Source organism: Arthrobacter sp. PTI12 (assembly GCF_056679915.1).
On the sequence record NZ_CM155256.1, the window covers coordinates 1,223,650 to 1,248,809 of the forward strand.

Genomic DNA, 25,160 nt, shown 5'->3' on the forward strand with positions numbered 1-25,160 from the left:
TCACGGGTAGCCTGCTGTCACCGCATTACGACAGGGAGTTGGTTTCACGTGTTCCACACTTTCAACAGAGGGCCTCGCCGTGCCATCACGGCCGTCGCGCTCACCTGCGCCGCAGCATTGACGCTCGCACCGGCAGCAACCGCCGCACCCGGCGATACCACCATCAAGGGTTCCAACGGCAAGACGGCCACCATCACGGTGATGGGTACCAGCGATCTCCACGGTTACATTGAGAACTGGGACTACTTCACCAACGCGGAGTACGACGACGCCGCCTCCAACGATGTCGGCCTCGCCAAGATTTCCAGCCTGGTCAAGCAGGTCCGTGCGGACCGCGGTGAGGAGTCCACCCTCCTCATCGACAACGGCGACACCATCCAGGGCACCGCACTGACGGACTACTACGCCAACGTTGAGCCCATCGATGAGACCGGTGAGCTGCACCCTATGGCTGCCGCCATGAACGCTTTGGGTTATGACGCCACCACGCTCGGCAACCACGAGTTCAACTACGGGATGCCGCTGCTGCGCGCTTATGAGGAGCAGCTCGACTTCCCGCTCCTCGGCGCCAACGTGAAGGACTGGGAGACCGGTGAGGACGCCTTTACTCCGTACGTCATCGAGACGGTCAAGCTGAAGGGACAGAAGCCCATTCGCGTTGGCATTCTTGGGCTTACCACGCCGGGCAGCGCCATCTGGGACAAGAACAATGTCGTGGGCGAACTGCGCTTCCTCGACATGGTTGAGCAGGCAGAAAAGTACGTTCCCGAGATGAAGGCGGCGGGCGCCGACGTCGTTGTTGTCAGTTCCCACTCCGGGCCGTCGGGCACCTCGTCCTACGGCGACAGCCTGCCGGTTGAAAACGCTTCGACGCTGATCGCCGAGGAAGTGCCGGGGATCGACGCCATCCTCGCCGGCCACGAACACCGCGAGATCGCCGAGCGCTTCATCACCAACAAGGAGACCGGCGAGCAGGTGCTCCTCACCGAACCCAAGCAGTGGGGCCAGCGCCTCTCCGTCATGGACTTCGAGCTGGTCAAGGTCCGCGGGCAGTGGGATGTAACCTCTGCGAACTCGGAGCTGCTGAACGCGAACACCGTTCCTGCCGACCCGGAGATTTCAGCGCTGGTCGCCGACCAGCACCGGCAGGTCGTCGACTATGTGAACACTGCGATCGGTACCGCCACGGAGACCATGTCCGCTGCAGAGTCCCGCTACAGGGACACCGCCGTCATGGACTTCGTGAACAAGGTGCAGGCGGACGCCGTGGACCGGGCACTTGAGGGTACCGCCAACGCGGATCTGCCGGTTCTGTCCATCGTTGCACCGTTCAACCGGGCGGCTGTCATTCCTGAGGGTCCCGTGACGATCCGGGATATGGCCGGACTGTACGTCTTCCCGAACACGCTCTTCGGTGTCGAAATGACCGGTGCGCAGATCAAGGACTACCTCGAGTACTCGGCGAAGTACTTCAACCAGACCGCACCCGGTGCACCGGTTGATCCCGCCACGCTGACCAACGCGGGCGGCACTCCGGACTACAACTACGACATGATGTCCGGTGTCTCCTACAGCATCGACATCAGCAAGCCGGTGGGGGAGCGCATCGTGGATCTGAGCTACAACGGCGCACCCATCGATCCTGCGCAGCGTTTCGCCGTGGCCACGAACAACTACCGGCAGTCCGGCGGCGGAAATTTCCCGCACATCGCCACCGCGCCGGTACTCGTGAACCAGCAGACCGAGATCCGCCAGTTGCTGATCGACTACCTGATCGCCCAGGGCACCATTGACCCGGCGAACTTCTTCGAGGAGAACTGGCAGCTCACCCGCGAGGGAGTGCCGGTCTTCAACTAGCGGAACCAGCAGTAAACACGCAGGGCGCGGACCGGTTGGTCCGTGCCCTGCTGCGTCGTGACCGGGTCCGTTTTCCGATGACGAACGCGCGGAGCTGCCCTTGGCCTGCGTTCTGGCAAGTGGGTAGCGTGGAATGTATCCGACCTGGCAACAGGAAAGGAACGCAAAAATGAGTTGCCGCCTTCCAACCGCGGGGAAGAGGAATGGCCTGTGAGCGATCTTGCACCGAAGGAAATCTACAACCGGGCCAAAAACGAGGGTGAGCGACGGCTCTTCATGCCGCCGCTCGAGCAGGTATCGACCGGCTTCATTGCCGGTGTCACGATCGTTTTCGGGATCGTCGCGCTTGCCATAGCGGAACACCTCATCGAGCCGGCCTTCGGTGAGGGCCCGGCCAAACTCGCCGGCGCGTTGGCTTTCGGCATGGGAGTGGTTTTCCTCGTCATCGGTCGCTCCGAATTGTTCTCTGAGAATTTCTTCGATCCGGTGGCTACGGCGATTGACCGGCGCGAGAAATCAACCTGGTTGCGGCTGCTCCGGCTGTGGGGGCTCATCCTGCTCCTCAACCTGCTCGGCGGAGCGGTGATGGCGGCCGTCTTCGTCGTGCCGGGAGCGCTGCCCTCCGGTGCACACGATGTCCTGGTGACCGTGGCGGAGGAAATCGCAGGGAAAGGCGGGCTGGCCACCTTCATGCGTGCCATTGCCGCCGGTACCCTGCTGACGCTGCTTTCCTACCTGTTACACGCTGTTGATTCCGCAGGCAGCCGCATTGTGCTCGCGTATCTGGTCGGGGTGTTCCTCGCGCTCGGCGCTTTCGATCACGTGGTTGTCTCCGGGCTCCACCTGCTCGCCGGATTGTGGCTCGGCGCAGACGTGACCTATCTGGAGGTGGGGAGGAATGTCCTCCTGGCAACAGCCGGGAACCTGGTCGGTGGCCTCCTGCTCATGACCCTGACACATACCGCCCAGGCCAAGGAGGCCAAGTAACAGCTGTTGGTCCCTGGAGGCCGCCGGTGCGGAGTATTGCGGCGGTATCCTCAATCACTCCGGTGCGATTACCGGTGTGCCAACACACGACTCAGATTGAAATGACCCGGACCAGATGGTCAAGCCCAGCGAAATCAGCACCATTTCGGGTGTAGAGGTCCAGACCGTGCGCATGGGCAGTGGCTGCTATAACGAGATCAGCGAATCGGCTTCGCGGCTTTCGTCCTTCACTGACGACTGCGGCAACAACCAGTCCGTAACTGCGGGCGGCGGTGCCGTCGAAGGGGATCGGTTCGAACCTCGCTTCAACCTCCTGCAGCCGTGCCTGTCGATTAGCCGCTTCGCCCGGTGTCGCAGCAAGATGGGGACCAGCAGTGAGCTCAGCCGTTGTGATCGCGGAAATTGCTACCTCATCAGGTAGTGCGCGGGCCACTGCAGGATCATGCCAATCGATGACAACCGACGTATCGAGCAACCCGCGAGTCGCGGTCACAGGCCCTGATCAATCTGCTGGTCAAGATCGGCTCGAAACTGATGCCGATCGATGCGCACACCGGACACCGCCAATGCCGTCAGTTCCTCACGGGAGACGAACGTACTTCGACTGACCCGGGCGGGCCGCAACTCAGCAACCGGCTCACCATTGCGCGTGATGATGAACGTTTCCCCCGCCTGCACTGCATCGATCACTTTCGCGTTGTCGTTGCGGAGTTCTCGCTGTGCGATGGTCTTCATGAGCTTATTGTAGCTCTCGATGCTACGGAGTGCTACGGAGCGAGCGGCTCTGCTCGAATTTCAGGACGATGTCTTCCCGCGGTCAGTCAGGAGCGAGCGTAGAGAGTCCCGCGCCCGCCGCGGCGGCGAGAAGTTCGGCGTCGTAGGCGACCATCGAATCCGCCTCGAGCCGGACGGCAGTGGCAAGATGAATGGCGTCTGCGCTCCTCAATCCACCGGCGAGGGCGGCCGCATACATGAGGTCGGCACGCGCTATGTCGACCAGGTTGATCGAGTCAGTTACCGAATTCACCAGCTCCGGCGCCAGCTTCGCTCTCCGCCGTGCAGCGCAGTGAAGCTCCGTGTAGAGAAGCATTGATGAGACCAGACGATCTCCACGTCCCACTCTCGTGGTCAATTCTTCAGCCAGTGGCTCTGATTCGGGTTCTTCGATGAGGAGCTTCAGTGCGGCGGATGTATCGACATACAGGATCATCGGTCGCCGCGGACATCATTGAGCACATCGGAAGAACTTTGACGTTGGCGCACGCGAGATAACAAGCGGAAGTCAACTGCTCCGGAACCCGCTGGCCGGACGTTGCCAGAAAGCAGTAGTTGCTCCAGGGGTGACAACGACGGCGGGATAAGGGTTGCTGCGGCTTCGCCGTTGTTTGTCACGGTGATGGTCTCACCAGCGCGGACGCGCTCGAGAATCTTGCTGCTGGAGTTCCGCAGTTCTCGGTGGGGAATTGTGGCCATGATTGCCTCCGTAGCAAGCGTAGCAACACGTCGCCGAGTGAGCAATTGCTCCAATGCATACCGCCACTCGATGCGCTCCTGCTCAAGGCGAACGTTGCCCTGCCGCCCGAGATGCTCGACCATCTGCTGCTCGGCAGGCAGGAGATGGTTGAACGTCCCGGTCGATGGAACCGGCTCCTTCACCCAGAGATCGCGGTAAGCCTCCAGCGTTTCACTGTCCATCAAGACAGTGGACACGTTGGAGCAAGCGGATCGGATTCGGTTCAGAATTCCAAAGCCGTGGGAATCCAGATCGCCCCAATACACAACCCGGCCATCCCGAACCCACGGAATACGCTCCAACCGATCCACCGCGTATCCAGCACCGTGAAGTACCACCGCGCCTGGTACCGGCGGCATCGCGATCACTGACTCAAGGTTCTCGAACACGAAACCAGTTCGCGGCTGAATGTCCAAGGCAGCAAGCTCTGGCACCGGTGCCGACACATCCACCAGACCGCCGGGACTCAGCTGCGGATCCAGGAACCGCATCCGCACCAGCACCGGCGGAGCGCCCAGCCCGAGGGACTCCAGCCCCGTCAACGCAGCGAACAGCTTCTCCACCAGGCCGCGGTGGGTCGAGACCCATTTGGTGTCCACGCCGCGCACAGGAAGCTGCCGGATATACAGTCCCGACTGCGGATTCGCTTCCAGCCATCGAAGCACCAAAAGCAACCGGTCGAAGTCGGCGTCATCAAGCTCCGCAATCCGGCGTGCGCTCCGCCTCACAGCTTCAGCCAGCGTGCCGCCGTCGAACGTCGACAGCAGTGTCTGGACTCGCGCGCTCAGGCGTGACCAGTGCTGCCCCTTCCGCGCGAACCGTGCCACCTCGACGGCACCGGTGAGGCGCAGCCGGTCCGGAACCTGCTGCGTTCCGAGGCTCGCCCAGCGGCGCGGCGCCCACACCACAGCGTCTTCCAGCCCGGCGTCGCGCCAGGATTTCACCCAGGCAATCGCCTCACCCTGGTTTGCAAGGGCAGCCTGCTCAGTGGGTGGGTGCAGCGGAAACTCGACGACGACGCCGGCACCACCGACTACCGCCCACTCACCGAAATTCCGCTCATACTTGCCGGCTGCGGTAGTGCGTGCCTGTTCCACGTCGACCCAGAGCTTCCCGGCACCCGGCATCAGGCGATACCTCGTTTTCGAGGCATCAACCGTCTGTCTCCGGCGCCGACTCATCAGCGGCGGCCTGCAGTTCAGCATCGCCGACAGAGACCACACCGATCCGCGAATCGCGGAACTCCCTGCACACCACCAGCGCGATACCGCCCACGTAGTCCTCGAGGGTCTGCAGCAGCTTCAGCGGTGTGGCCAGGACCATGTGGAAGCCGAACTCGAGGAACACGTCCATGGCCATCCGGGTGAACGTGCTGTCTGCCTTATCGAAAGCCTCATCCAGGATGACAGTGCCATAGCCGGGAATGTCGTCCTCATTCTCAGCCAGCTGGTACCGCAATGCAGCGGCCAGGCAGAAGATCACCAGCTTCTGCCGCTGGCCGCCCGAGAGCCCAGCGCTGGAATCGTGGATGTTGACCGTGGTGCCGGCCTCATCCAGCTCAACCCCGGTGAAGCGGACGTGCTGCCGGGTGTCCAGTACTTGCCGTTGCCAGGTGCGGTCCCCGGCTTCGCTGGATGACAGCCGCGTCATGAGGCGGTTCATCACGTCGAACTTCTGCTCCGCGGCCTCGCGGCTTTCCTCGGCCCAGGACCCCGCGGAGATGGTCTGGAGGTCCTGCATGAATCTGGTCTTCGCCTCGGAATTGTTGTCCTTGACCATGATCTTGAGATACCGGCCCTGGTCAAATGGGGAGCGGCGCAGGGAACGGTTCACCGGGTCAATGCGCTCCCGGATCTGCCCGGGCGCGCGGCGGATTTCATTGGCCAGTTGCCCAACGTTTCGCTGTGCCTGACTCTCCAGCAAATCGAAGAACTTCTGCTCGAAGTCCGGCAGCCGGTCCGCACGAAGCTTGCCCAAAATGTCGAGGAAGCCGCCACGGTCGGTGATCTCTGCGGTGAGGTCGCCGGCAACGGCCCGCCACGAGGAGATGAACGCGAACTCGATTGCAGTGATCGCCTGTTCCGCCGCCTGCACCGAACCGCGGGCAGCGTTCTCCTCCTCGATGAGCGCGCCGCTGACCTTCAGCGCGACGCCGTCGATTTCAGCGTGCGTAATGCTCCGGCGGACGCCGTAGAAGCGCTGTTCGAGCTCGGCTGCATCTGCGAATCAGGACGCCCTCGTTGCGCCACTCCGAGCAATACGCCTGTGCGGTCTGCGGGAGCTCGAAGCCGTGGTCACGCAGCTCCTGCAAATCGGCGTCGATCAAACTCGAAAAGCTCCGGCGCAGGACGCCGTCTTTCCTCTCCACTGAGATGCGTTCCCAAAAGCGCGACGGCGGCGCCCGCGTTGCGTCCGCGCAGCAGGGACCAGGCGGGACTTTCCTTGGCCAGGCGATCGGTTGCGTATGCAGTGCTGAGGGTGCTCACGTCGTCAAAGGTACGACCCGGCGCCGACGAAACGCAGTTCGCGTGTCAGGTCCGTGGCGTTGCGATGAGGTGAGCGGAGATGAGGTCGGTGGACTGTTCATTGGTGATGCTTCCGCTTGCTACCCCGACCACCAGATCGAAGGCCACATCTGTCGGGAAGTTATGCCGGTAGCCGTTGAGTCCCAGAAAAACCACCATCAACGTCCACGCAGTTCTCTTGTTGCCGTCGATGAGGGCGTGATTACGTGCAGTTGATTCAAGTAGAACGGCCGCCTTTTTGGCTAACGCAGGGTAGGCTTCTTGTCCCGCCGCGATTGTCGCGGGCCGGGCAAGAGCCGACTGAAGAATCCCAACGTCGCGGACATGGAAGCCGTACTGCGCGATGATGTAAAGAGCGTCATTGATGTCAAGATATGCCGTCACGCGTCAGCGAGTCGTTCCAGCAACTCCGCATCATGCGCCTTCACGAATGCGAGAGACGCGTCGATGACGTTGCGGCGTGCATGCCGCTCAATCACGAGCTGGGCGCCTTGCAGAATGAGCGCGCTTTTCGAGATGTGAGATTCCGAGGCGATTATGTCGAGCTGGCGATCAAGATCCTTGGGGAGCCGTATGTTGAGTGCCATCCGTCCACGGTACCGGAATGGTACCTCCCACCTCAAAGGCTTTCCGGACAGGGACCAGGACAGCGTTACTGGCGACGACCACGTTCCAGAAGGCCTAGGCCCGTGCGCTACGACTCTCGAGCCGGAGCTCCAGGTCATTCATGACGATGCCGGCCAGGTCCTCGAGCATGCCGACCTCGTCGGAAGTGAACTGACGGGACTCTGTATCCAGGATGCACAGCGTTCCGAGGTTGAAGCCGTCCCGCGTTCGCAATGGAACCCCTGCGTAAAACTTCAGACCGAACTCGCCGGCCACCAGCGGGTTGCTGAGCGCCCGGGGGTCGGCTGGCGCATTTTCGACAATCCAGGGGCCGTCCTGCAGGATGGCCGACGCGCACAGTCCCGGGTCCCGGTCGAGCTGTTCCACATCGGTTCCGTAGTGGGACTTGAACCAGATGCGGTCGTGGTCCACAACGCTGACAATCGCCGTTGGCACCGAAAAGATCCGCGAGGCGAGGGACGTGATGCGGTCAAACGCGCCGTCCGGCGGAGTGTCAAGAATGTTGTAACGGCGAACTGCAGCCAGCCGATCCTCTTCATTGTCCGGCACAAGTGAACCCGCCTGCTTACGCCGGGAACGGCCCGCGACCGCCTGTTCGTACAACGCCATCGAGACCTCGCGGGCGGTGGGCCTCGCCGCAGGATCCCTCGATGTCATCGCGGTCAGCAGCGCCACCCATTGAGGATCCAGGTCCGCAGGAATTTCCGGCGCGCGGAATAGTCTCACCACGGCGCTCTCCACCACCGGGCCCGGGAACTCCATTTTGCCGGTGATGCACTGCAGGAGGACGAGGCCGAGCGAATAGATATCGCTCGCGGCATCGACACTCTCGCCCTTGACCTGCTCTGGACTCATATAGGCGACGGTCCCTGTCAGTGAGCTCGCGTCGTCGCCCTTTGTGCCGGTCAGGGCTGCGATGCCGAAGTCGGTCAGCTTGGCGCGAACCCGAGCGTTCCTGGTGCCGTAATCAAAGAGCATGACGTTGGCCGGCTTGACGTCCCGGTGAACCACCGACTGGCTATGGATGTAATCCAGACCATCAGCGAGATCGCACCCAATTTGCGCGGTTTGGCGCAACTGCAGGGTTCCCTCCGCAATCCGGTGCCGCAGGTCAGGGCCCCGCACCAGTTCCATGACCAGATAGACAAGAGGTGACGCCGGATCGCCACGTCCCTGGCGAGGAATTCATCCCGTGCCCGGTGGACCGCGGCTTTGGCCCCGACCCCTATCCGTTCGAGCAAGCGGTACCGTCCGCCGAACAAGAGTCCGGGTGTGCTGTCCACGGCCGCCTCAACCATCACTTACCTTCCTTGACCGACATGATCAGTGGGCGACGGAAAAGGAGGAAATCGTCGCTGTGTGTTGGCCACGAAAATTCTACCGGGACGAGGTCAAGCTGTGGGCCCTCCTCAGACTGGAAACTGCAGCTCGCCGTCCTTGTAGACCTGCCCAATCATCTCGCGCAGTCGCGGAAGCTGCCCTTCCGATTCCAACCGACCATTCAGAACGACGACGTCGGCCAGGTAGTCCGGAGCGAGCCGGCCCACTGAGCGCTCCGGAGTGATCAGTTCACCCGCAACCGACGTAGTTGCAGCCAGCACCTGTTCAAGGCTCATGCCGGCGTCCGCCATCAGGGCGAGCTCCTCAAGGTTTTCCCCGTGGACCCCCACACCGGAGTCCGTGCCCATGGCGATCCGGACACCGGCTTCAACAGCACGGGCAACCGAGGCACGGTGATCCTCGGCCACCCGCTTGGCCTTGTCGATGACCTGCGGTGGAAGGCCGCTGGTCCCGGATTCTCCCTTGCGGATGACCGCCCGGGGCGCAGCGAGGGTCGGCACCAGGTAGGCGTTGGTGTCCAGGAACAGCTGGATCGCCTCCTCGTTGAGGTAGATTCCGTGCTCGATGGACCGCACGCCGGCCCGCAGTGCGTTGATGATGCCGGCGGTGCCCTGTGCATGCGCCATGACGTACTTGCCCTGCAGGTCTGCTTCTTCAACAATGACCGCGATCTCCGCCGGAGTGAACTGCGAATGCCGCGGATCGGTGGTGGGGGAGAGCACTCCGCCGGTCGAGCAGATCTTGATCTGGTCCGCCCCGGCCCGCAGCAGTTGGCGGGTGACCTTCCGGACCTCCTCGACGCCGTCGGCAATTCCGCTCGGCCGCCCGGGGTGGGGCCCCAGTGCAGGGGAGTCCACACCTGACGGCAGCCAAAAGTCCCCGTGACCACCGGTCTGGGACATGATGCTGATTGCCAGTCGGAGCCTCGGCCCTTTCACGAGGCCCTGCTCGATGGCCAGCTTGGCGCCGAGGTCAGCGCCGCCGGCATCGCGCGCCGTGGTGATGCCCGCCCGCAGCGTGGCCTCCAGGTTCCGCACCGATTCGTAGAACTGCAGCGAAAACGGCTCGGCCACTGCCTGGATGGAACCCGGGTTGGAGGTGGTCGCGTGGATGTGCAGGTCGATCATCCCGGGGAGCACTGTGCGCCCGGTGCAGTCGACCACCGTCGCGCCGTCGTACTGTTCCGCTTTCGAAGCACGCGGGCCCACCGCTTCGATCGTGGTGCCCCGGACAATAACGTCAGCGGGCTCGGGAAGGAAGCGTTCGCCGTCGAACACATGGCCATTGCGGAAAACTGTGAGAGAGGGTGTCATGCAGCCACTCTAATAACGGTGTGTTAGAAATTGCGGCGCAACGGCGGGTCTTCGCCACCCGGCCGCTGCACCAGGATCTGGTTGACGCCGTTCAGCCCGCGCTCAAACCCGAGCGCGCTCGAGGCCATATACAGCCTCCACACCCGCGCCCTGCCCTCGCTGGTGAGCCGGACCGCCTCGTCCCAGTTCTCCTCGAGGTTGCGCACCCAGGCACGCAGGGTGAGTCCGTAGTGCAGGCGCAGCGCTTCGACGTCGAGCACTTCCAGCCCCGCCGATTCCAGCGCACCCAGCATCACGGTGAGGCTCAGCATCTCGCCGTCCGGGAAGACGTAGCGGGGGATGAACGAGTCAGGATCCGGCGGCATCTCACCGGCATTCCACGAGATTGCATGGTTGAGTAGCCGGCCGCCGGGCCGCAGCAGGCCGTACAGCTTCGATGCATAGTGCCCGATCTGCTCCCGCCCCACATGCTCCGCCATGCCGATGGAACTGATCGCGTCGAACGGGCCGTCGTTGATGTCGCGGTAGTCCTGAACGCGGATCTCAATCCGGTCAGAAAGCCCGACGGCGGTAGCCCGCTCCCGTGCCAGCGCTGCCTGCTCTTTCGAGAGTGTGATGCCGACGACGTCGACTCCGTAGTTTTGCGCCGCGTGCAGCGCGAAGCTGCCCCACCCACAGCCCACATCCAACACCCGCATGCCCTGCCGCAGTCCGAGCTTGCGGCACACGAGATCAAGTTTTGCTTCCTGGGCCGCGTCCAGGCCGGTGGTTTCGTCCGCCCAGACCGCACAGGAGTACACCATCGACGGACCGAGGACGAGCGCATAGAAGCCGTTGCCGACGTCGTAATGGTGTGAAACAGCAGCCGCGTCCCGCTTCTTCGAATGCAGCCCGCCTTTTCTGCTGACGTTCATCTCCTCCGGCGGCGGCGCGGGCGGAAGTCCCAGCGCGCCGACCCGGACGGCGGTGCGGATCAGCTTCCAGCGCTCGCGGAGCGTCGGCGGGCGGAAGGCTTTCAGCTCGGCGAACTTCCCCACCGAACTCAGCGCCGAAAAGCTCTCGAAGAGGTCGCCGGGGCCGTCGATATCCCCGGCGACGTAGGCACGGCTCAGGCCCAGCTGGTTGGGACACCACAGCATTCGGCGCAACCCGCGGCGGGAGCGGAATTCGATGACCGGAGCACCCGCTGGCCCGGCCTCGGAACCATCCCACGCGCGCAACCTCAACGGGATCTCTTCGGTGCCGAGGATGATCCCCAGGGCTTCCGCCAGCCGAGGCGCTACTCCCGTTGCTTTCGCCATGTACTCCTGTCTACTCCGAATTGCGCCGACGAACCAGAGCCTCCAACACCTCGGAACTTTTGCGCAGATCCGGTGACTTTCCAGCCCGTAGAAGTCGCCGTACGTGCGCAAAAGTTCAGTGGGATCGGGCACAGGCCGCACTCGTTTCCGAAGGCAACTAGGATGCTGAAGGGCGAATCGCCCCGTTGATTGCTCAGGGGGATGGGATACATGACACGGCCAGGCCTGGTTCACGCGCACAGACTTGCTCCACCGGACCTTTTCTGGCGCACTTTCGGCGTGATTGTCCTGTTCGTGGGTGTGCTGCTCGGGGTGGCGTTCGCCGTCGGGCCATTGGTGTTGCTCGCCGTCTATAGGAACCTGTGGCTCCTGCTTCTCCTGCCGGTGGTCGCGGGGGGAGCGTGGATGGCGGTCAAGGCTTTCGGGCACTCCCGCAAGCTGCGTTGGCACTACTCACACCTTCCGCGCGCCACCCTCTTCACCGACCGCATTGAATCGGAGGAATGGCGCACGCCGTTCATGAAGGGCGGCGCGAAGAGTGCAGTCGGTGAGGCGCCCCGCCGCCGCACCATCCCGCTCGATGCGGTGACTTCCGTGGTGGCTTCCTTCGCGATCGTTCGCCGGACAACGACACCCCGCACAGCGACCCCTATCATCGAGACCGCTCCCGTCCTGTATATCCGGTACGACGACGACGGCCGCCAGGAATTGCTGAGCGTGCCCTTCTCGTCGCACAAGGATGAGGGTGTTGACCGGTGGCTGAGCTACTTCGCCGGCGCAGGCATTCCGCTTCACTACACTCCCCGGTTCCTCTTCCGGCACGACACACAGGTCCTCACTGACGCTGACCGGCTGAAGCATCTCAACGCTGCGGCCGACCTCATTCCCTACACCTTCTCGGAGGGCTGGCTGGCGGATGAACAAGAACTGGGTGCCCAGTGGATAGCACTCGACAAAGCGATCCGCCGTGAGGAAGAGGCTAAGGACCCCGAGTTGAAGGACAGGCGCGCCCGGCACTCGGGGCGGACCTGGATCTCGATGGGACTGATTTTCGTCTGGCTGATGGCTACTCTGTTCGTCCAGCAGCTCGCCGCGGAGTGGGGATACCTCGATCCCGGCAACCCACTGGTCAGCTTCATCTGCGTTATCGCTTTCGGGTTCGCCTTCTTCTACTTTCTCCGCAGCTACCTTCGCTGGCCCTACATGTTCATCTATTCGGGCGGCGTGCTCGTCAGCGCGATAGTGGTGCTGATCCCGAGCCGCCCAGGGGTGGAGCTGGAGCTGAGCACGAGCTTTCTCCTGGCCGCCCTCGCCTACCAGCCGCTCTGCTGGCTTCCCTACCTGGTGGTGAAGAAGGTCGCGGCGAAGTTCAAGGCACGCGATGAGGCTCTGGAGGATCCCAAGGTTCCGGCGTAGTTCGGCTACAGCACCCGGACCTGTCCTGCACTGACCTCCCACCGGGCATCCAGCCGCACGTTCTCAAGCATCCGGCGGTCATGGGTGACCAGCAGCAGCGCACCCGTGTAGTCCTCGAGTGCTTCCTCGAGCTGCTCGATGGCCGGTAGGTCGAGATGGTTAGTGGGTTCGTCGAGCACCAGCAGGTTCACCCCGCGTGCCTGCAGCAGCGCAAGTCCGGCCCGGGTGCGCTCGCCGGGGGAGAGGTTGCCGACGAGTGCCCCGGTCTGGTCGGCCTTGAGGCCGAACTTGGCGAGCAGGGTGCGCACCTCGGCCTGCGCCAACTCCGGTACGGCCGCTTCGAAGGCTGCAGCAAGCGTTTCGTCCTCGGCAAGCTGGCCTCGTGCCTGGTCGATTTCGCCGACGGCGACATTGGCACCCAGCGATGCGGCGCCGTCGTCGGGGGATTGATGACCCAGCAGCAGGCGGAGCAGCGTAGACTTGCCCGCTCCGTTGGGACCGGTGATGCCGATTCGCTCACCGGCGTGGAGCTGGACCGACACGGGGCCCAGCGTGAAGGCGCCCTGCCTCGCCACGGCGCCGTTCAGCGTCGCGACCACTGAGCTGGACCGCGGCGCGGAGCCGATGCTGAACTGCAGCTGCCATTCCTTGCGCGGCTCCTGCACCTCGTCCAGCCGGGCGATCCGCGATTCCATCTGGCGGACCTTTTGTGCCTGCTTCTCTGAGGACTCGGTGCTGGCGCGGCGGCGGATCTTGTCATTGTCCGGGCTCTTCTTCATCGCATTCCGGATGCCCTGCGAGCTCCACTCGCGCTGGGTGCGGGCGCGTGAGACGAGGTCCTGCTTCTTGTCGGCGTATTCCTCGTACGCCTCGCGCGCGTGCCGTTTCGCGACGGCGCGTTCTTCAAGGTAGGCGTCGTAACCGCCGTCGTACACCGCCACCTGGTTCTGCGCCAGGTCCAGTTCCACCACGGTGGTGACGCAGCGGGCGAGGAATTCGCGGTCGTGGGAGACGAGGACAGCGCCGCCGCGCAGGTTACGCATGAACGCTTCAAGGCGGGCCAGCCCGTCCAGGTCCAGATCATTGGTGGGCTCATCGAGTAGGACGACGTCGAACCGGCTCAGCAGCAGCGCGGCCAGGGCAACCCGGGCAAGCTGGCCGCCGGAAAGTCCGGTGACGAGGGCATCCTGAGCGACGCCGGGTGCGACGTCGGCCAGAACCGCCGGGAGCCGGTCCTCCAGATCCGCTGCTCCTGAGGCGAGCCAGTGTTCCAGCGCCGCGGCGTAGCGGTCATCGGCGCCCTTGACGGCGGTACCGAGTTCTTCGGCTGCGGCTTCCATCGCGGCAGTAGCTTCGGTGGCGCCGGTCCGGCGGGCAATGTACTGCTCCACGGTCTCACCCGGTGTGCGCTCATGTTCCTGCGGGAGCCACCCGACGAAAGCATCCTTGGGCGAGGCCATCACGGTGCCCGCGAGCGGCTCATCCACGCCGGCGAGCAGACGGAGCAGGGTCGACTTGCCGGCACCGTTGGCACCCACCACTCCGACGACGTCGCCTTCGGTGACGGTGAGGTCCAGGTTGGCGAACAGGGTGCGGTGGGCGTGGCCGCCGGAAAGCGCCTTGGCCACGAGGGTTGCAGTCATTGATTCAGTGTAGGAGCCGGTGGCAGTCAGCCGCGCGTCAGGAACGTGTCAGTGAGAGGGTGCAGACTGGACGGGTCAGTATCCAACGATGCCCCCAACCTGGAGGAACAGGCATGACCGATTCGGAATCAACGCTCATCATCCTCGGGGGAACCGGAGACCTGGCAGCCCGGCTGCTCCTGCCGGGGGTGGGGAAGCTGCTCACGGAGGAACCCGATCGGCGGATTCTGGTACTGGGTTCGGGGCGGAAGCAGTGGAGCGATGACCAGTGGCGCAGCACGGTGAGCGAGGCCTTCTCCACCGTGGACGCCCATGGCGCTGCCGTTGACCATGTCCTGTCCACGTCGCGCTACCTTGCCGTGGATTACTCCTCTCCCGAGGAACTCGCCGGGCTCGTCCGGGAAGCACACGGCAAGCCGATCATCTACTTCGCACTGCCGCCGGGCGTAACGGCCACTGCAGTGAAGGCCCTACAGGATGCACAGCTGCCGGAGGGCACCGTGCTGGCGCTCGAAAAACCCTTCGGCAACGACCGCAGGAGTGCAACCGAGCTGAATGAACTGGTCGCCGGTGTGGTTCCGGAGTCGCAGGTCTTCCGGGTGGACCACTTTATGGGCGAGTCAACAGTCCTCAACATCCTCGGGTTGCGCCTTGCCAACCGGGTATTTGAGCCACTCTGGAACCGGGACCATATTGCGCGGGTGGAGATCGTGTATGACGAGCAACTCGGGCTCGAAGGCCGCGGCGGCTACTACGACAAGGCCGGAGCCATGGTGGACATGCTCCAGAGCCATCTGCTGCAGATCATGGCGCTGATTGTCATGGAGCCGCCGGCCGAGCTTGACGCTGCGGATTTTCACGCCGCCAAAGTCCAGGCGCTCCGCTCGATTCACCTGTGGCGGAATGACCCGCGGACGGCGAGCAGGCGTGCCCGCTATACGGCGGGCACCGTTGGGGAAAGGGAGCTGCCGGCCTACGCCGACGAAGACGGTGTGGATCCCGGGCGCAACACCGAAACCCTCGCCGAGCTCGATGTCGAGGCGGCGAACCGGCGCTGGGCGGGAGTTCCCTTCACCCTCCGTTCCGGCAAGGCGATCGGGCAGCCGCGCCAGGAAGTGATCGTGACCTTCCGGGACGTACCGCACCTGCCTGGGCGGCTGAACGGACAGAACCGGCCCAACGTACTGCGCCTGAACCTCGCGGACGGCGGCGTGGATCTGGGAATCAACGTGAACGGATCAGGGCACCCCCTTGAACTCCAGCGGACGCACCTGTCGGCAGACGTGGGGCCCGGAGAGCTGAATCCCTATGGCGAAGTCCTGCGCGGAATGCTCGATGCGGACGCGATGCTCGCCCTGGACGGTGCCGCCGCTGAAGAAGGATGGCGGATCGTCGATTCGGTGCGCGAGGCGTGGGCCGGTGGAGAGGTTCCGCTGGATGAATACGAGGCAGGCTCAAACGGCCCTCAGTGGCCGCGCCCCTAGTGCCCCCGCTCAATGTGCCCCCGCCTTGCAGCGGAGCCCGGCCGGATTACGGTCCACGGGTAGGGTTACGGTGAACCACGATCGAGGGAGACTTTCTGTGCGCAGGCCGGACAACACGCCGGATCACAAGTCAGCCGCGATAGCCGACTATGGACTGCTGGGGGACTGCCAGGGATCCGCCCTGTCCTCTCGGGACGGCTCGGTGGACTGGTGGTGCCCGCCGCGCTTCGATGCCCCCAGCGTGTTTGGGCGCCTGCTGGATCCCGACGCCGGACACTGGATCATCCGCCCGACGGGCACATACACAGCCACTCGCCGCTACCTTCCCGGAACCATGGTCCTCGAGACCGAGTTCGACTGCGGCAACGGGACGGTCCTGCTGACGGACGCGCTGGCCCTGGGGCCAGGGGAGCGGGGCCACGAGATCGGGCACAACTCCCCGCACCTGCTGCTTCGCCGGGTCGAGGTGACCCGGGGAACCGTTGAACTGGCGGTCGACCTTGCTCCCCGTCCGGAATACGGACTGATCACTCCTCATTTCACGCAGACCGCGACCGGGTGGGTCATCAGGGGAGGCTCCGACCGTCTGACGCTGACCGCCGGGCTGAACCTCTCTGTCGCCGACGGATCACTCGGCGGCACCTACCGGCTGGAGGACGGGGACGCCGCCGTTTTCGCGCTCCGTCACCACGGCGTCACGGCAGCCGCGCAACCAGCTGCCGACGGCGCCGCTGAGCTGGACAACACCATTGCAGCGTGGCGCTCCTGGAGCGACATGCACCAGAGCTTCCGGGGCGCCTACCAAGCACAGGTGCACCGCAGCGCGCTGGTGCTCCAGGCGCTCACCTACAGTCCAACCGGCGCGGTCGTCGCGGCACCCACCACCTCCCTGCCGGAAGAGCCGGGCGGTACCGCCAACTGGGACTACCGCTACGGCTGGCTGCGTGACGGCAGCCTCACACTCAAGGCGCTGTGGGTGGCAGCGTGTCCGGACGAGGCGCAGGATTTCTTCGACTGGATCACCACCTCTGCCGGCGTCCTCCGCGACGGGCACCTGAGCATCATGTTCGGCGTGGGCGGCGAGCATGACCTCACAGAGCGCGAACTTAACCACCTGGCCGGTTATGCCGGCTCCCGGCCGGTCCGTGTCGGCAACGACGCCTGGGACCAGAAGCAGCTGGACGTCCTCGGTGAGGTCTTCGAGTGTGCCTGGATCCTGCGGGACCAGCTCGGCGAATTTCCAACCGAGACCCGGGAGTTCCTGGTCGCCGTTGCGGACAGGGCTGCCCAGACCTGGCAGGAGAACGATTCGGGAATCTGGGAAGGCCGTGAAGGCACCCGCGACTACGTCACCTCGAAACTGATGTGTTGGGTGGCGTTGGACCGCGCGATGAAACTGGCCGACCGTCTCGGCGCCGCCCGGAAGGTGCCGGAGTGGGAGCGTGAACGGGACAGGATCCACGCCGCCATCCTCGACCAGGGGTGGGACAGCACCATCAATGCGTTTACAGGCGCCTTCGGCTCGGACCATCTCGACGCCGGTGTGCTCCTGATGCCGATTATGGCCTTCCTTCCGCCTGACGACAGCCGAATCCTGGCAACGCTGGACGCGATGGAGCGCGAACTCGCCACCGGGAACCTCATCCAACGGTGGACGGGCTCAGGTGATGAGGGTGCCTTCATCATCTGTTCGTACTGGTTGGCCAGCGGCTGGGCGATGGCAGGCCAACCGGAACGCGCCAGAAAAATCTTCGACGAAGTGACCGGATACGCAAATGACCTCGGCCTCCTTTCCGAGGAGATCGACATCAGGAGCGGCGCACTGATCGGCAACTTCCCGCAGGGTCTGTCGCATATAGGCCTGATCAACGCAGCGTGGGCTATCACCCAGGCCGAGGACGCGCAGGCAGCACAGGCCTGAGCGCCCGCTCAGAACGCAGCGACCCCGGCCTCCGCAACCTCCTGGTCCTGCTCGATGGTTCCGGTTGAAACACCGACGGCGCCCACGATGTCGCCGTTGCGTACCAGCGGAATGCCACCGGGGAACACCACCAGCCGGCCGCCGTGGGCGTCATTCAACCCGTAGATCGGGCCATCGGGCCGGGTGAGCCCCTGCAGATCACCGGTCTCGCACTGGAAGGCGATGGCCGTGTAGGCCTTGTTGATGGCAATCGGAATGCTGCCGATGTTGGCGCCGTCCATACGGACATGGGCTTTCAGGTTGCCGCCGGCGTCGACGACGGCGATGTCCATCGGCTGCCCGATTTCCGTTGCCTTGGCGGCCGCGGCGTCAATGACGCGGCGCGCTTCCTCGGCGGTGACTGTCTCAAGCACGCTTCCAGTTGCCATGGTGTTTCCTGTCGGTAGGGGGGGGGTGATTGAGCAACCTAAGCACGCCCCGCCGGTCCTGACGAGGTGGTGATTACCCGCAAGGCGAGGGGCGGGTAACCCCCCATTCCGGCGTGCGGTACGCACCCCTACTGTGGAGTTTGAACCCTACTCAGGAGGTATGTGTCGTGGGCGTTGTTCCCCTGAAAGACATTGTCGATCCCGCGTTTCAGGCCCGCTACGGCGTACCGGCGATCAACATTTTCAATGACCTGACCATGGAGGCCGTCCTGGCAGGCGCGGTCGAAGCCCGCTCGCCGGTCATCCTGCAGACCTCGGTCAAAACCGTGCGCAGCATCGGGTCGCGGGTGCTGTTCGACATGTGGCAGTCGCTCACCCGCGGCATCGAGGTACCGGTGACCCTTCACCTGGACCACTGCCCGGACCGCGAGGTCGTGACGGAATGCCTGAAAGCCGGCTGGAACTCGGTGCTCTTCGACGCCTCCGAGCTTCCGGTCGAGGAGAACCAGCGCCAGACCATCGACGTGGTCGCCGAAGCCCGCAGCTACGGCGCGCAGGTCGAGGGGGAGATCGAGTCCATCACCGGCGTCGAGGACGATCACGGCTCCGACGAGGTGTCCCAGCAGCAGAGCCTGGAGACCGCGCTCGCGTTCATCGACGCCACCGGCATTGACGTGTTTGCTCCCTCGATCGGCAACGCACACGGCTCCTACAAGGCAGCTCCGGTGCTCGACGTCGAGCGGGTCACCCAGATCGTCGAGGCCCGGAACATTCCCATTGCGCTCCACGGCGGAAGCGGACTGAGCCCGGAACAGTTCGCCGACCTCATTGCCCGCGGCTGCGCCAAGGTGAACATCTCCACGGCGCTCAAGGAAACGTACATGCAGTCCTCGTTGTCCTTCCTGAAGCAGGCTGAACAGAACAACAAGTGGGATCCGCCGTCACTGTTCAAGCACACCCGCGGTGACGTCGTGGCCATGGTGACACAGCTCGCGGACCAGTTCGGCAGCGCAGGAAAGGCCGGACACTAGGATGCCGGCGCTCATCTTCGATTGCGACGGCGTCCTGGCCGACACTGAGCAGCACGGTCACCTGCCCGCCTTCAACCAGACCTTCACCGACTTCAACGTTCCAGTGCAGTGGACCTCGGAGGAGTACGCGCAGAAGGTGAAGATCGGCGGCGGCAAGGAGCGGATGCGGAGCATCCTGACCGGGGAGCTGGCCGCTTCGCTCGAACTGAATAGCGACGCCGCTGTGGACCAGGCGATCCGCGACTGGCACAAGCGCAAGACCGACATCTACAAGGGACTGGTTGAAAGCGGCGCGATGCCGGGACGGCCCGGAATTGGGCGCATCGTCGCTGAAGCGCACGACGCCGGCTGGACCCTTGCGGTGGCATCCACCTCTGCCGAACCTGCCGTGCGCGCCGTACTCGGCCATGCGGTCGGTCCGGAACTCGCCGCCCACTTCTCCGTGTTTGCAGGTGACATCGTGCCGCACAAGAAGCCGGCGCCGGACATTTATCTGGTAGCGCTCGGTGACCTGGGGCTGCAACCGGATGACGCCGTCGTCATCGAGGACAGCCGCAACGGAATGCTGGCCGCGCTGGCGGCAGGGCTGCGGACCGTCGTCACGGTCAGCGGCTATACGAAAGAGGAGGATTTCAGCGGCGCTTCGCTGGTTGTCTCCTCCCTCGGCGATCCGGATAACGGCGAACCCACCGCGGTGTTGCAGAACCCGCTCGGCCTTGATGTGCCGGATGCCGTCTCGCTGGCCGTCCTGCAGGACATCCTCGACCGCCCGGCACCGTCAGCACCCTCCACCACCGCTTCGACCCCTACGGAGAAATCATGACCGCCACAGATCTCGCGGACGTCGAATACGTTGTCCGTACTCTTGCCCAGACGGCAGTGGACCAGGAAAAGGAGTTCGGTGACCTTGACGCTGTCGTCGGCGACGGCGACCTCGGCTACTCGCTGGCGCGCGGCTTCGAGAAGGTCCTTGCTGACTGGGACAAACTCAAGCGCGACGACGTCGCCACCTTCCTGCAACAGGTGGCTGTCGCCATCTCCAGCCGGATCGGCGGAACCTCCGGGCCGCTGTGGGGCACGGCGTTCCTGCGCGCATCAATGACAGCCAAGACCCTCGACACCATTGACGGCACTGCAGCCGTGGCAATGCTCCGGGCAGCGACCGATGGGATCAAGGCACGCGGTAATGCCGACCTGGGCGACAAGACGCTGCTCGACGCACTGGTGCCGGCCACCGATGAACTCGAGCGGCAGATCCAGTCCGGTGCAGAGGCCGCGGAAGCGCGCGGAGCCTTCGCCAAGACCGCCCGTGAATGCGCTGACGCCACCAGCAAGCTCGAGGCCAGGCGCGGCCGCGCCAGCTACAGCGGTGAACGCAGCATCGGTTCACCCGATGCCGGTGCAGTGGCGGTTGCCATCATCATCGAGCGCATTGTCTCCGAGTGGCCCAACCGCTGATTTCTTTCGTCACACCCCTTTCCCCAACCAGCACAACGATGTGGAGCCCCCATGAAGAAGTTCGTCAATGATCCGCAGCAGTTTGTTCCAGAGATGCTCGAAGGCCTCGCACTGGCCAATCCGGACACCCTGAAGTATGTGCCCGAGTACAACCTCATCATGCGCGCCGACGGCCCGGACGAGAACAAGGTCTCGATTGTCCAGGGCTCCGGCTCCGGCCACGAACCGGCGCACGTGATGATCGTCGGAAAGGGAATGCTCGACGCCGCGTGCCCGGGCGACGTCTTCGCCGCACCCCCGTTCGATTACGTGTATGAGACCACCAAGATGCTCGCCTCACCCAAGGGCGTCCTGCTGCTCGTCAACAACTACACCGGTGACAAGATGGTCTTCGAAATGGCCCAGGAAATGTCCTCCGCCGAAGGCATCAACGTCAAGACCCTGTTCATCAACGACGACGTATCGGTGGAGGACTCCACCTATACGATCGGCCGTCGCGGCGTGGCCGGCAACTTCTTCGTCATCAAGGCCGTCGCCGCTGCTGCCGAGCGCGGAGCGGATCTCGACGAGGTCATCCGCATCGGTGAAAAGGTCAACTCCGTCACCCGGACCATGGGTGTGGCGCTCACTGCCTGCACACCTCCCGCCAAGGGCAGTCCGCTCTTTGAGCTCGGCGAGGATGAGATCGAGATGGGCGTGGGCATCCACGGCGAGCCGGGACGCCGTCGGGCCAAGATGATGCCTGCCAACGAGATCGTCGATGAACTACTCACCCCCGTGGTCAAGGATCTTCCGTTCGGAGACGGCGACCGCGTTGCCCTCATGGTCAACGGCCTCGGCGGCACGCCCATCAGCGAGCTCTACCTGCTCTACGGCCAGGCCCACAAACGGCTCGCTGAGCAGGGCATCACGGTGGGCCGCAGCTACGTCGGTGAATACTGCACCTCCCTGGACATGGCCGGTGCCTCCATCACCCTGGTCAAGCTCGACGACGAAATCGAAGGGCTCCTGAACGACCCCGCGGAGATCCCCATCCGCGTGTTCTGACCAGCTGAAAGCCACAGCAGGGCCCGTCCAACCCCCACCGGACGGGCTCTGCTGTGTTTCTGTTTTGGTGCCGGTTCCCGCCCCGCTGCTTCCCCTCCGTGCTGCTGATCAGCCGAAAAGGAATGACGCTTCGTCGTAGCGCTCCTGCGGAACCGTCTTGAGGCGCCCGACTGACTCTTCCAGGCTCACCCGCACAATCTCTGTTCCCCGGCTGGCGACCATGGTGCCCCATTCCCCGTTCTGGGCGGCGTCCACAGCGGCCCGGCCAAGGCGGGTGGCAAGGACCCGGTCAGCTCCGCTCGGAGCCCCGCCGCGCTGGATGTGCCCGAGGGTGGTGGACCGCGTTTCGATACCGGTCCGTTCCTCGATAATCGGAGCAAGCCGTTCGCCGATGCCGCCCAACCGCGGCCGGTTGAAAGCATCCAGCCCACGCTCCGAATGCGGCTGGGTCATCTCCGCGGAGACGAATCCCTCGGCGACCACCACCAGGGGAGTGCGGCCGCGCTCGAACGGCGTACGCACCCAGGCACAGATCTGGTCGAGCGTGGCTTCCTGTTCAGGGATCAGGATTGCGTGGGCGCTGGTGGCGATACCCGCATGCAACGCAATCCACCCGGCATGCCGGCCCATGACCTCGGCGATCATGCAGCGGTGGTGCGATTCCCCCGTCGTCTTCAGCCGGTCGATGGCCTCGGTGGCAATCTCGACCGCCGTGTGAAAGCCGAACGAGTAGTCGGTAGCGGACAGGTCATTGTCGATGGTCTTCGGCACCCCGACAATCCGGACCCCGTGCCGGCTAAGGATCTGGGCGGCGGCCAGCGTGCCCTCGCCGCCGATCACAATGAGCGCGTCGACGCCCGCCGAGCGCAGGTTCGCCTTGATATGCGCAGCTCCGCCGTCCTCACCGCGCTCGCCGAACGGGCTCGTCCGTGAGGTCCCGAGGATGGTGCCGCCCAGCTTGGCCAGCCCACGCACGCTCATCCAGTCGAGATCGATGAAATCGGCATCCACCAATCCCCGCCACCCGTCCAGGATGCCCACGAACTCCTGTCCGTGATCCCGGCTGCCACGCAGCACGCAGGCGCGGATCACCGCGTTGAGTCCGGGGCAGTCTCCGCCACTGGTCAGGATGCCGATGCGGCTCATTGAGCGTTTCACATCATCGTGTGTGTCTCCTCGATGGCGTTTGATGAGGTGCAGAACGAGTCCGCTCCACCCTTCAACCCAACCACTTGCGCCGTTCCGGCAAAATGAGGATTAACCCGAACGTTGCCATGAGGGAATACCCGCAGGGTGCCACCCGTTACGTGAGAACCGAGCGTCAGAGAGGACGTCATGGACCTAGTCGCGCAGAACCCCGTTACGCTGTACGGCGGATCGCACCGAATGACCGGTTTTCCCGAGGAACTTGATCCCATGATCGGGATCGCCAGGGACCTCGCCGGACGGTTCGAGATCCAGACGCTCCTCCAGCGGATCCTCGTCCATGCCACCTCCCTTCTCCACTGCGAGTCCGGCTCCATCGCGCTCGTCGACGAGGCCAAAGGTACGTACACCAAGAAGGTGGACATCGGCGTCGGCTGTCAGGAAGGGCAGACCTTCTCGCTTTCGGAGGGGCTTACCGGCAGGGTGGTCGGCAGCCGCTCAACTGTGGTGCTGGGAGCGTATTCTGAAATTGAGCGCGGCCACATCGCTGCCAATGATCCACGGTGGAACTGTGCGGTGATCGGTGTCCCGCTGCAGTGGGATGAGCAGATCGTCGGCGCGTTCATCCTTTTCAGTCCCGACAGCAGCCGCACCTTCACACGGGATGAGGCCCGGCTGGCGGAACTGTTCGCGGGTCACGCCGCCATTGCCCTAGGGAACTACGATCTCCATGCCCAGGCGGCCACCCGGGAACGCGAGGCCGCTGTAGCAGCAGAACGTGAACGCGCGGTGCGGGACGTGCATGAAACCCTCGGCCGATCACTCGCAGCACTGTTGCTCAGCCTTGATGATGCGGACAAGGCCCTGGCCGGGGTGAGCGAAGGCTCGGGCACTGACATCCGGAAAGCCTCCGCCCATATCAGCACGGCGAAAACCGTCGCCCACGATGCGCTGGCTGAAACGCGCCGGACGGCACTGGGGCTGGGACCGGCGTCGTTGGCTGGTAAATCGTTGGAGGAGGCCATCCGCGGGGAACTGGTGTGGGCGGAAGCGATGTCCGGTGCAGCCACCCGGTTGACCATCATCGGGGACCAGCTGCCGCTTGCCCCAGAGGTTGAGCATCAGGCGTTCAAGATCGTGCAGGAAGCCCTGAATAATGTCGTCCTCCACTCGCGTGCTGCGAGTGTGCGCGTCGGGCTGATATACGACGGCGGTTCCCTGGCCGTGGTGATTGAAGACAACGGGCGGGGATTTGACCCGGCCGCTGCGCACGGTGACCACTCGGCGCTGCCCACCAGTTGCCTTGGCCTGCACGGCATGACATCGCGGGCCATCCATCTCGGCGGAACCCTGCAGATCGACAGCGTTCCGGGATGGGGAACAACGGTCAAGGCGGTCCTGCCGCATGCCGCTCCTGGCCGTCGGGCAGTGCAGGAGCCGCGGTGGCGGATCCTCATTGCCCACGACGCCCCCGTAGTGAGCGCCGGGCTGGTGAGGCTGCTCGGCATCGCTGAGCCTGCCATCCAGGTCGGAGCCGAGGTCCACTCGGCGGACCAGCTGCTGGAAGCGTATGAACTGCTCCATCCCGATGTCGTGCTGATGGACCTGGACATGGTGCACGCGAACACCGCGCTGGTCGGCAGGATGAGGGAACTGGGTCCTGACGCCGTCGTCGTGGTGCTGACCGATAACCCGACCGTCGATCAGGTGCGCTCGGCGAAGCAGGTGGGCGTGCGCGGATTCATCAACCGCCGTGCCGGCGGCGAATCGATTGCCCGGACCATTGTGGCGGCTGGGCAGGGGCAGGCGTTGCTGGAAGGGGACGTGTTTGATCGTCTGCTGGACTCGTCCGGGGAGAAGGAGACGGACAATCTGACCACCCGCGAACGGGAGGTCTGCGCGATGGTGATCCGTGGAATGGCGGACAAGCAGATCGCGCGTGAACTTCAGATCTCGGTGAAGACAGTGGAGAAGCACGTCGGCTCTATTCTCCGCAAGACCGGTGCCCGCAACCGGACCATGCTCGTGGGGATGAGCGGGCGGACCGCCGACTCTTTGCTCCAGTTCGACGGGTGAGTTGCGGGCCGGCCGGGCTGGACCGGAAGCAATGATGAGAAGTTGT

At 64.2% G+C, this 25,160-nt stretch carries 24 protein-coding genes; 10 read left to right on the top strand and 14 right to left on the bottom strand.

The features are described 5' to 3' along the window. Positions 1 to 48: 48 nt before the first annotated feature. Positions 49 to 1,857: a bifunctional metallophosphatase/5'-nucleotidase gene (locus AC1MBU_RS06060; RefSeq protein WP_479789334.1), complete on the top strand. Its 1,809-nt coding sequence runs from the start codon at positions 49 to 51 to the stop codon at positions 1,855 to 1,857. Between the two features lie 210 nt (positions 1,858 to 2,067). Next, positions 2,068 to 2,844 (top strand): formate/nitrite transporter family protein, encoded by a 777-nt coding sequence (locus AC1MBU_RS06065; protein ID WP_479789336.1) that lies wholly within the window; start codon positions 2,068 to 2,070, stop codon positions 2,842 to 2,844. A 91-nt stretch (positions 2,845 to 2,935) separates the two neighbouring features. Here the strand turns inward: AC1MBU_RS06065 and AC1MBU_RS06070 are convergent, their stop codons facing one another. From AC1MBU_RS06070 to AC1MBU_RS06120, 11 genes are all read right to left on the bottom strand, one after another. Further along, complete coding sequence (locus tag AC1MBU_RS06070; RefSeq protein ID WP_277356905.1) at positions 2,936 to 3,337, bottom strand: type II toxin-antitoxin system VapC family toxin; 402 nt, start codon at positions 3,335 to 3,337, stop codon at positions 2,936 to 2,938. Beyond that, on the bottom strand, positions 3,334 to 3,579 hold the full coding sequence (locus tag AC1MBU_RS06075; RefSeq protein ID WP_277356904.1) for a type II toxin-antitoxin system Phd/YefM family antitoxin: 246 nt from the start codon (positions 3,577 to 3,579) through the stop codon (positions 3,334 to 3,336). Before AC1MBU_RS06075 ends, AC1MBU_RS06070 begins: the two co-directional genes overlap by 4 nt. An 82-nt stretch (positions 3,580 to 3,661) precedes the next feature. Beyond that, positions 3,662 to 4,054, bottom strand: a complete 393-nt coding sequence (locus AC1MBU_RS06080) for a type II toxin-antitoxin system VapC family toxin (RefSeq protein ID WP_479789344.1) — start codon at positions 4,052 to 4,054, stop codon at positions 3,662 to 3,664. Continuing rightward, positions 4,051 to 5,484, bottom strand: a complete 1,434-nt coding sequence (locus tag AC1MBU_RS06085; RefSeq protein WP_479789345.1) for a type II toxin-antitoxin system prevent-host-death family antitoxin — start codon at positions 5,482 to 5,484, stop codon at positions 4,051 to 4,053. Before AC1MBU_RS06085 ends, AC1MBU_RS06080 begins: the two co-directional genes overlap by 4 nt. Before the next feature lie 25 nt (positions 5,485 to 5,509). Next, the gene (locus AC1MBU_RS06090) at positions 5,510 to 6,451 is read right to left on the bottom strand and encodes an SbcC/MukB-like Walker B domain-containing protein (RefSeq protein WP_479789348.1); all 942 of its coding nucleotides are present in this window, start codon (positions 6,449 to 6,451) and stop codon (positions 5,510 to 5,512) included. A gap of 200 nt (positions 6,452 to 6,651) precedes the next feature. Next, a complete protein-coding gene (locus tag AC1MBU_RS06095; RefSeq protein ID WP_346028557.1) occupies positions 6,652 to 6,843 on the bottom strand; it encodes a hypothetical protein in 192 nt (63 codons plus the stop codon). A 45-nt stretch (positions 6,844 to 6,888) separates the two neighbouring features. Further along, positions 6,889 to 7,266, bottom strand: a complete 378-nt coding sequence (locus AC1MBU_RS06100) for a type II toxin-antitoxin system death-on-curing family toxin (RefSeq protein ID WP_479789351.1) — start codon at positions 7,264 to 7,266, stop codon at positions 6,889 to 6,891. Next, positions 7,263 to 7,469, bottom strand: coding sequence for a hypothetical protein (locus AC1MBU_RS06105; RefSeq protein ID WP_277356900.1), 207 nt, complete (start codon positions 7,467 to 7,469; stop codon positions 7,263 to 7,265). Before AC1MBU_RS06105 ends, AC1MBU_RS06100 begins: the two co-directional genes overlap by 4 nt. A gap of 94 nt (positions 7,470 to 7,563) precedes the next feature. Further along, positions 7,564 to 8,643: a GAF domain-containing serine/threonine-protein kinase gene (locus tag AC1MBU_RS06110; RefSeq protein ID WP_479789355.1), complete on the bottom strand. Its 1,080-nt coding sequence runs from the start codon at positions 8,641 to 8,643 to the stop codon at positions 7,564 to 7,566. Between the two features lie 275 nt (positions 8,644 to 8,918). Beyond that, positions 8,919 to 10,163 (bottom strand): metal-dependent hydrolase family protein, encoded by a 1,245-nt coding sequence (locus tag AC1MBU_RS06115; RefSeq protein WP_479789358.1) that lies wholly within the window; start codon positions 10,161 to 10,163, stop codon positions 8,919 to 8,921. A gap of 23 nt (positions 10,164 to 10,186) precedes the next feature. Further along, complete coding sequence (locus tag AC1MBU_RS06120; RefSeq protein ID WP_479789360.1) at positions 10,187 to 11,464, bottom strand: class I SAM-dependent methyltransferase; 1,278 nt, start codon at positions 11,462 to 11,464, stop codon at positions 10,187 to 10,189. A 210-nt stretch (positions 11,465 to 11,674) separates the two neighbouring features. Here AC1MBU_RS06120 and AC1MBU_RS06125 point away from each other — a divergent pair, with 210 nt between their 5' ends. After that, positions 11,675 to 12,880, top strand: coding sequence for a hypothetical protein (locus AC1MBU_RS06125; RefSeq protein ID WP_479789361.1), 1,206 nt, complete (start codon positions 11,675 to 11,677; stop codon positions 12,878 to 12,880). A gap of 5 nt (positions 12,881 to 12,885) precedes the next feature. Here AC1MBU_RS06125 and AC1MBU_RS06130 read toward each other — a convergent pair whose 3' ends face one another. Then, a complete protein-coding gene (locus AC1MBU_RS06130; RefSeq protein ID WP_479789363.1) occupies positions 12,886 to 14,523 on the bottom strand; it encodes an ABC-F family ATP-binding cassette domain-containing protein in 1,638 nt (545 codons plus the stop codon). A gap of 113 nt (positions 14,524 to 14,636) precedes the next feature. Between AC1MBU_RS06130 and AC1MBU_RS06135 the strand changes: the two genes are divergently transcribed. Then, positions 14,637 to 16,007, top strand: coding sequence for a glucose-6-phosphate dehydrogenase (locus tag AC1MBU_RS06135; protein WP_479789365.1), 1,371 nt, complete (start codon positions 14,637 to 14,639; stop codon positions 16,005 to 16,007). Positions 16,008 to 16,104: 97 nt separating this feature from the next. After that, entirely contained in the window at positions 16,105 to 17,928 is a 1,824-nt protein-coding gene (locus AC1MBU_RS06140) for a glycoside hydrolase family 15 protein (RefSeq protein ID WP_479789367.1), read from the top strand. Between the two features lie 8 nt (positions 17,929 to 17,936). On the opposite strand, the gene AC1MBU_RS06145 is transcribed toward AC1MBU_RS06140, so the two are convergent. After that, the gene (locus AC1MBU_RS06145) at positions 17,937 to 18,356 is read right to left on the bottom strand and encodes a GlcG/HbpS family heme-binding protein (protein WP_479789369.1); all 420 of its coding nucleotides are present in this window, start codon (positions 18,354 to 18,356) and stop codon (positions 17,937 to 17,939) included. A gap of 167 nt (positions 18,357 to 18,523) precedes the next feature. Here AC1MBU_RS06145 and AC1MBU_RS06150 point away from each other — a divergent pair, with 167 nt between their 5' ends. Genes AC1MBU_RS06150 through dhaK form a run of 4 tightly spaced genes read left to right on the top strand, consistent with a single transcriptional unit; the run spans position 18,524 to position 21,892 of the window. Further along, positions 18,524 to 19,387: a class II fructose-bisphosphate aldolase gene (locus AC1MBU_RS06150; protein WP_479789371.1), complete on the top strand. Its 864-nt coding sequence runs from the start codon at positions 18,524 to 18,526 to the stop codon at positions 19,385 to 19,387. A gap of 1 nt (position 19,388) precedes the next feature. Continuing rightward, positions 19,389 to 20,210 carry an HAD-IA family hydrolase gene (locus AC1MBU_RS06155; protein ID WP_479789374.1) on the top strand — a complete coding sequence of 274 codons (822 nt, stop codon included), beginning with the start codon at positions 19,389 to 19,391 and terminating at the stop codon, positions 20,208 to 20,210. Continuing rightward, complete coding sequence (dhaL, locus tag AC1MBU_RS06160; protein ID WP_479789376.1) at positions 20,207 to 20,845, top strand: dihydroxyacetone kinase subunit DhaL; 639 nt, start codon at positions 20,207 to 20,209, stop codon at positions 20,843 to 20,845. Before AC1MBU_RS06155 ends, dhaL begins: the two co-directional genes overlap by 4 nt. 51 nt (positions 20,846 to 20,896) lie before the next feature. Beyond that, positions 20,897 to 21,892, top strand: a complete 996-nt coding sequence (gene dhaK / locus AC1MBU_RS06165; RefSeq protein WP_277356891.1) for a dihydroxyacetone kinase subunit DhaK — start codon at positions 20,897 to 20,899, stop codon at positions 21,890 to 21,892. Between the two features lie 108 nt (positions 21,893 to 22,000). Here the strand turns inward: dhaK and AC1MBU_RS06170 are convergent, their stop codons facing one another. Beyond that, the gene (locus tag AC1MBU_RS06170) at positions 22,001 to 23,038 is read right to left on the bottom strand and encodes an ATP-dependent 6-phosphofructokinase (RefSeq protein WP_277356890.1); all 1,038 of its coding nucleotides are present in this window, start codon (positions 23,036 to 23,038) and stop codon (positions 22,001 to 22,003) included. 189 nt (positions 23,039 to 23,227) lie between these two features. Between AC1MBU_RS06170 and AC1MBU_RS06175 the strand changes: the two genes are divergently transcribed. Then, positions 23,228 to 25,114, top strand: coding sequence for a LuxR C-terminal-related transcriptional regulator (locus AC1MBU_RS06175; protein WP_277356889.1), 1,887 nt, complete (start codon positions 23,228 to 23,230; stop codon positions 25,112 to 25,114). The last annotated feature ends 46 nt before the right edge of the window (positions 25,115 to 25,160 follow it).

Excerpts from the sequence above, each read along its gene's own strand:
- AC1MBU_RS06075 (WP_277356904.1), bottom strand. The coding sequence starts at position 3,579 with ATGAAGACCATCGCACAGCGAGAACTCCGCAACGACAACGCGAAAGTG.
- AC1MBU_RS06080 (WP_479789344.1), bottom strand. The coding sequence starts at position 4,054 with ATGATCCTGTATGTCGATACATCCGCCGCACTGAAGCTCCTCATCGAA.
- AC1MBU_RS06085 (WP_479789345.1), bottom strand. The coding sequence starts at position 5,484 with ATGCCGGGTGCCGGGAAGCTCTGGGTCGACGTGGAACAGGCACGCACT.
- AC1MBU_RS06105 (WP_277356900.1), bottom strand. The coding sequence starts at position 7,469 with ATGGCACTCAACATACGGCTCCCCAAGGATCTTGATCGCCAGCTCGAC.
- AC1MBU_RS06110 (WP_479789355.1), bottom strand. The coding sequence starts at position 8,643 with ATGGAACTGGTGCGGGGCCCTGACCTGCGGCACCGGATTGCGGAGGGA.
- AC1MBU_RS06115 (WP_479789358.1), bottom strand. The coding sequence starts at position 10,163 with ATGACACCCTCTCTCACAGTTTTCCGCAATGGCCATGTGTTCGACGGC.
- AC1MBU_RS06120 (WP_479789360.1), bottom strand. The coding sequence starts at position 11,464 with ATGGCGAAAGCAACGGGAGTAGCGCCTCGGCTGGCGGAAGCCCTGGGG.
- AC1MBU_RS06125 (WP_479789361.1), top strand. The coding sequence starts at position 11,675 with ATGACACGGCCAGGCCTGGTTCACGCGCACAGACTTGCTCCACCGGAC.
- AC1MBU_RS06130 (WP_479789363.1), bottom strand. The coding sequence starts at position 14,523 with ATGACTGCAACCCTCGTGGCCAAGGCGCTTTCCGGCGGCCACGCCCAC.
- AC1MBU_RS06135 (WP_479789365.1), top strand. The coding sequence starts at position 14,637 with ATGACCGATTCGGAATCAACGCTCATCATCCTCGGGGGAACCGGAGAC.
- AC1MBU_RS06145 (WP_479789369.1), bottom strand. The coding sequence starts at position 18,356 with ATGGCAACTGGAAGCGTGCTTGAGACAGTCACCGCCGAGGAAGCGCGC.
- AC1MBU_RS06155 (WP_479789374.1), top strand. The coding sequence starts at position 19,389 with ATGCCGGCGCTCATCTTCGATTGCGACGGCGTCCTGGCCGACACTGAG.
- dhaL (WP_479789376.1), top strand. The coding sequence starts at position 20,207 with ATGACCGCCACAGATCTCGCGGACGTCGAATACGTTGTCCGTACTCTT.
- dhaK (WP_277356891.1), top strand. The coding sequence starts at position 20,897 with ATGAAGAAGTTCGTCAATGATCCGCAGCAGTTTGTTCCAGAGATGCTC.
- AC1MBU_RS06170 (WP_277356890.1), bottom strand. The coding sequence starts at position 23,038 with ATGAGCCGCATCGGCATCCTGACCAGTGGCGGAGACTGCCCCGGACTC.
- AC1MBU_RS06175 (WP_277356889.1), top strand. The coding sequence starts at position 23,228 with ATGGACCTAGTCGCGCAGAACCCCGTTACGCTGTACGGCGGATCGCAC.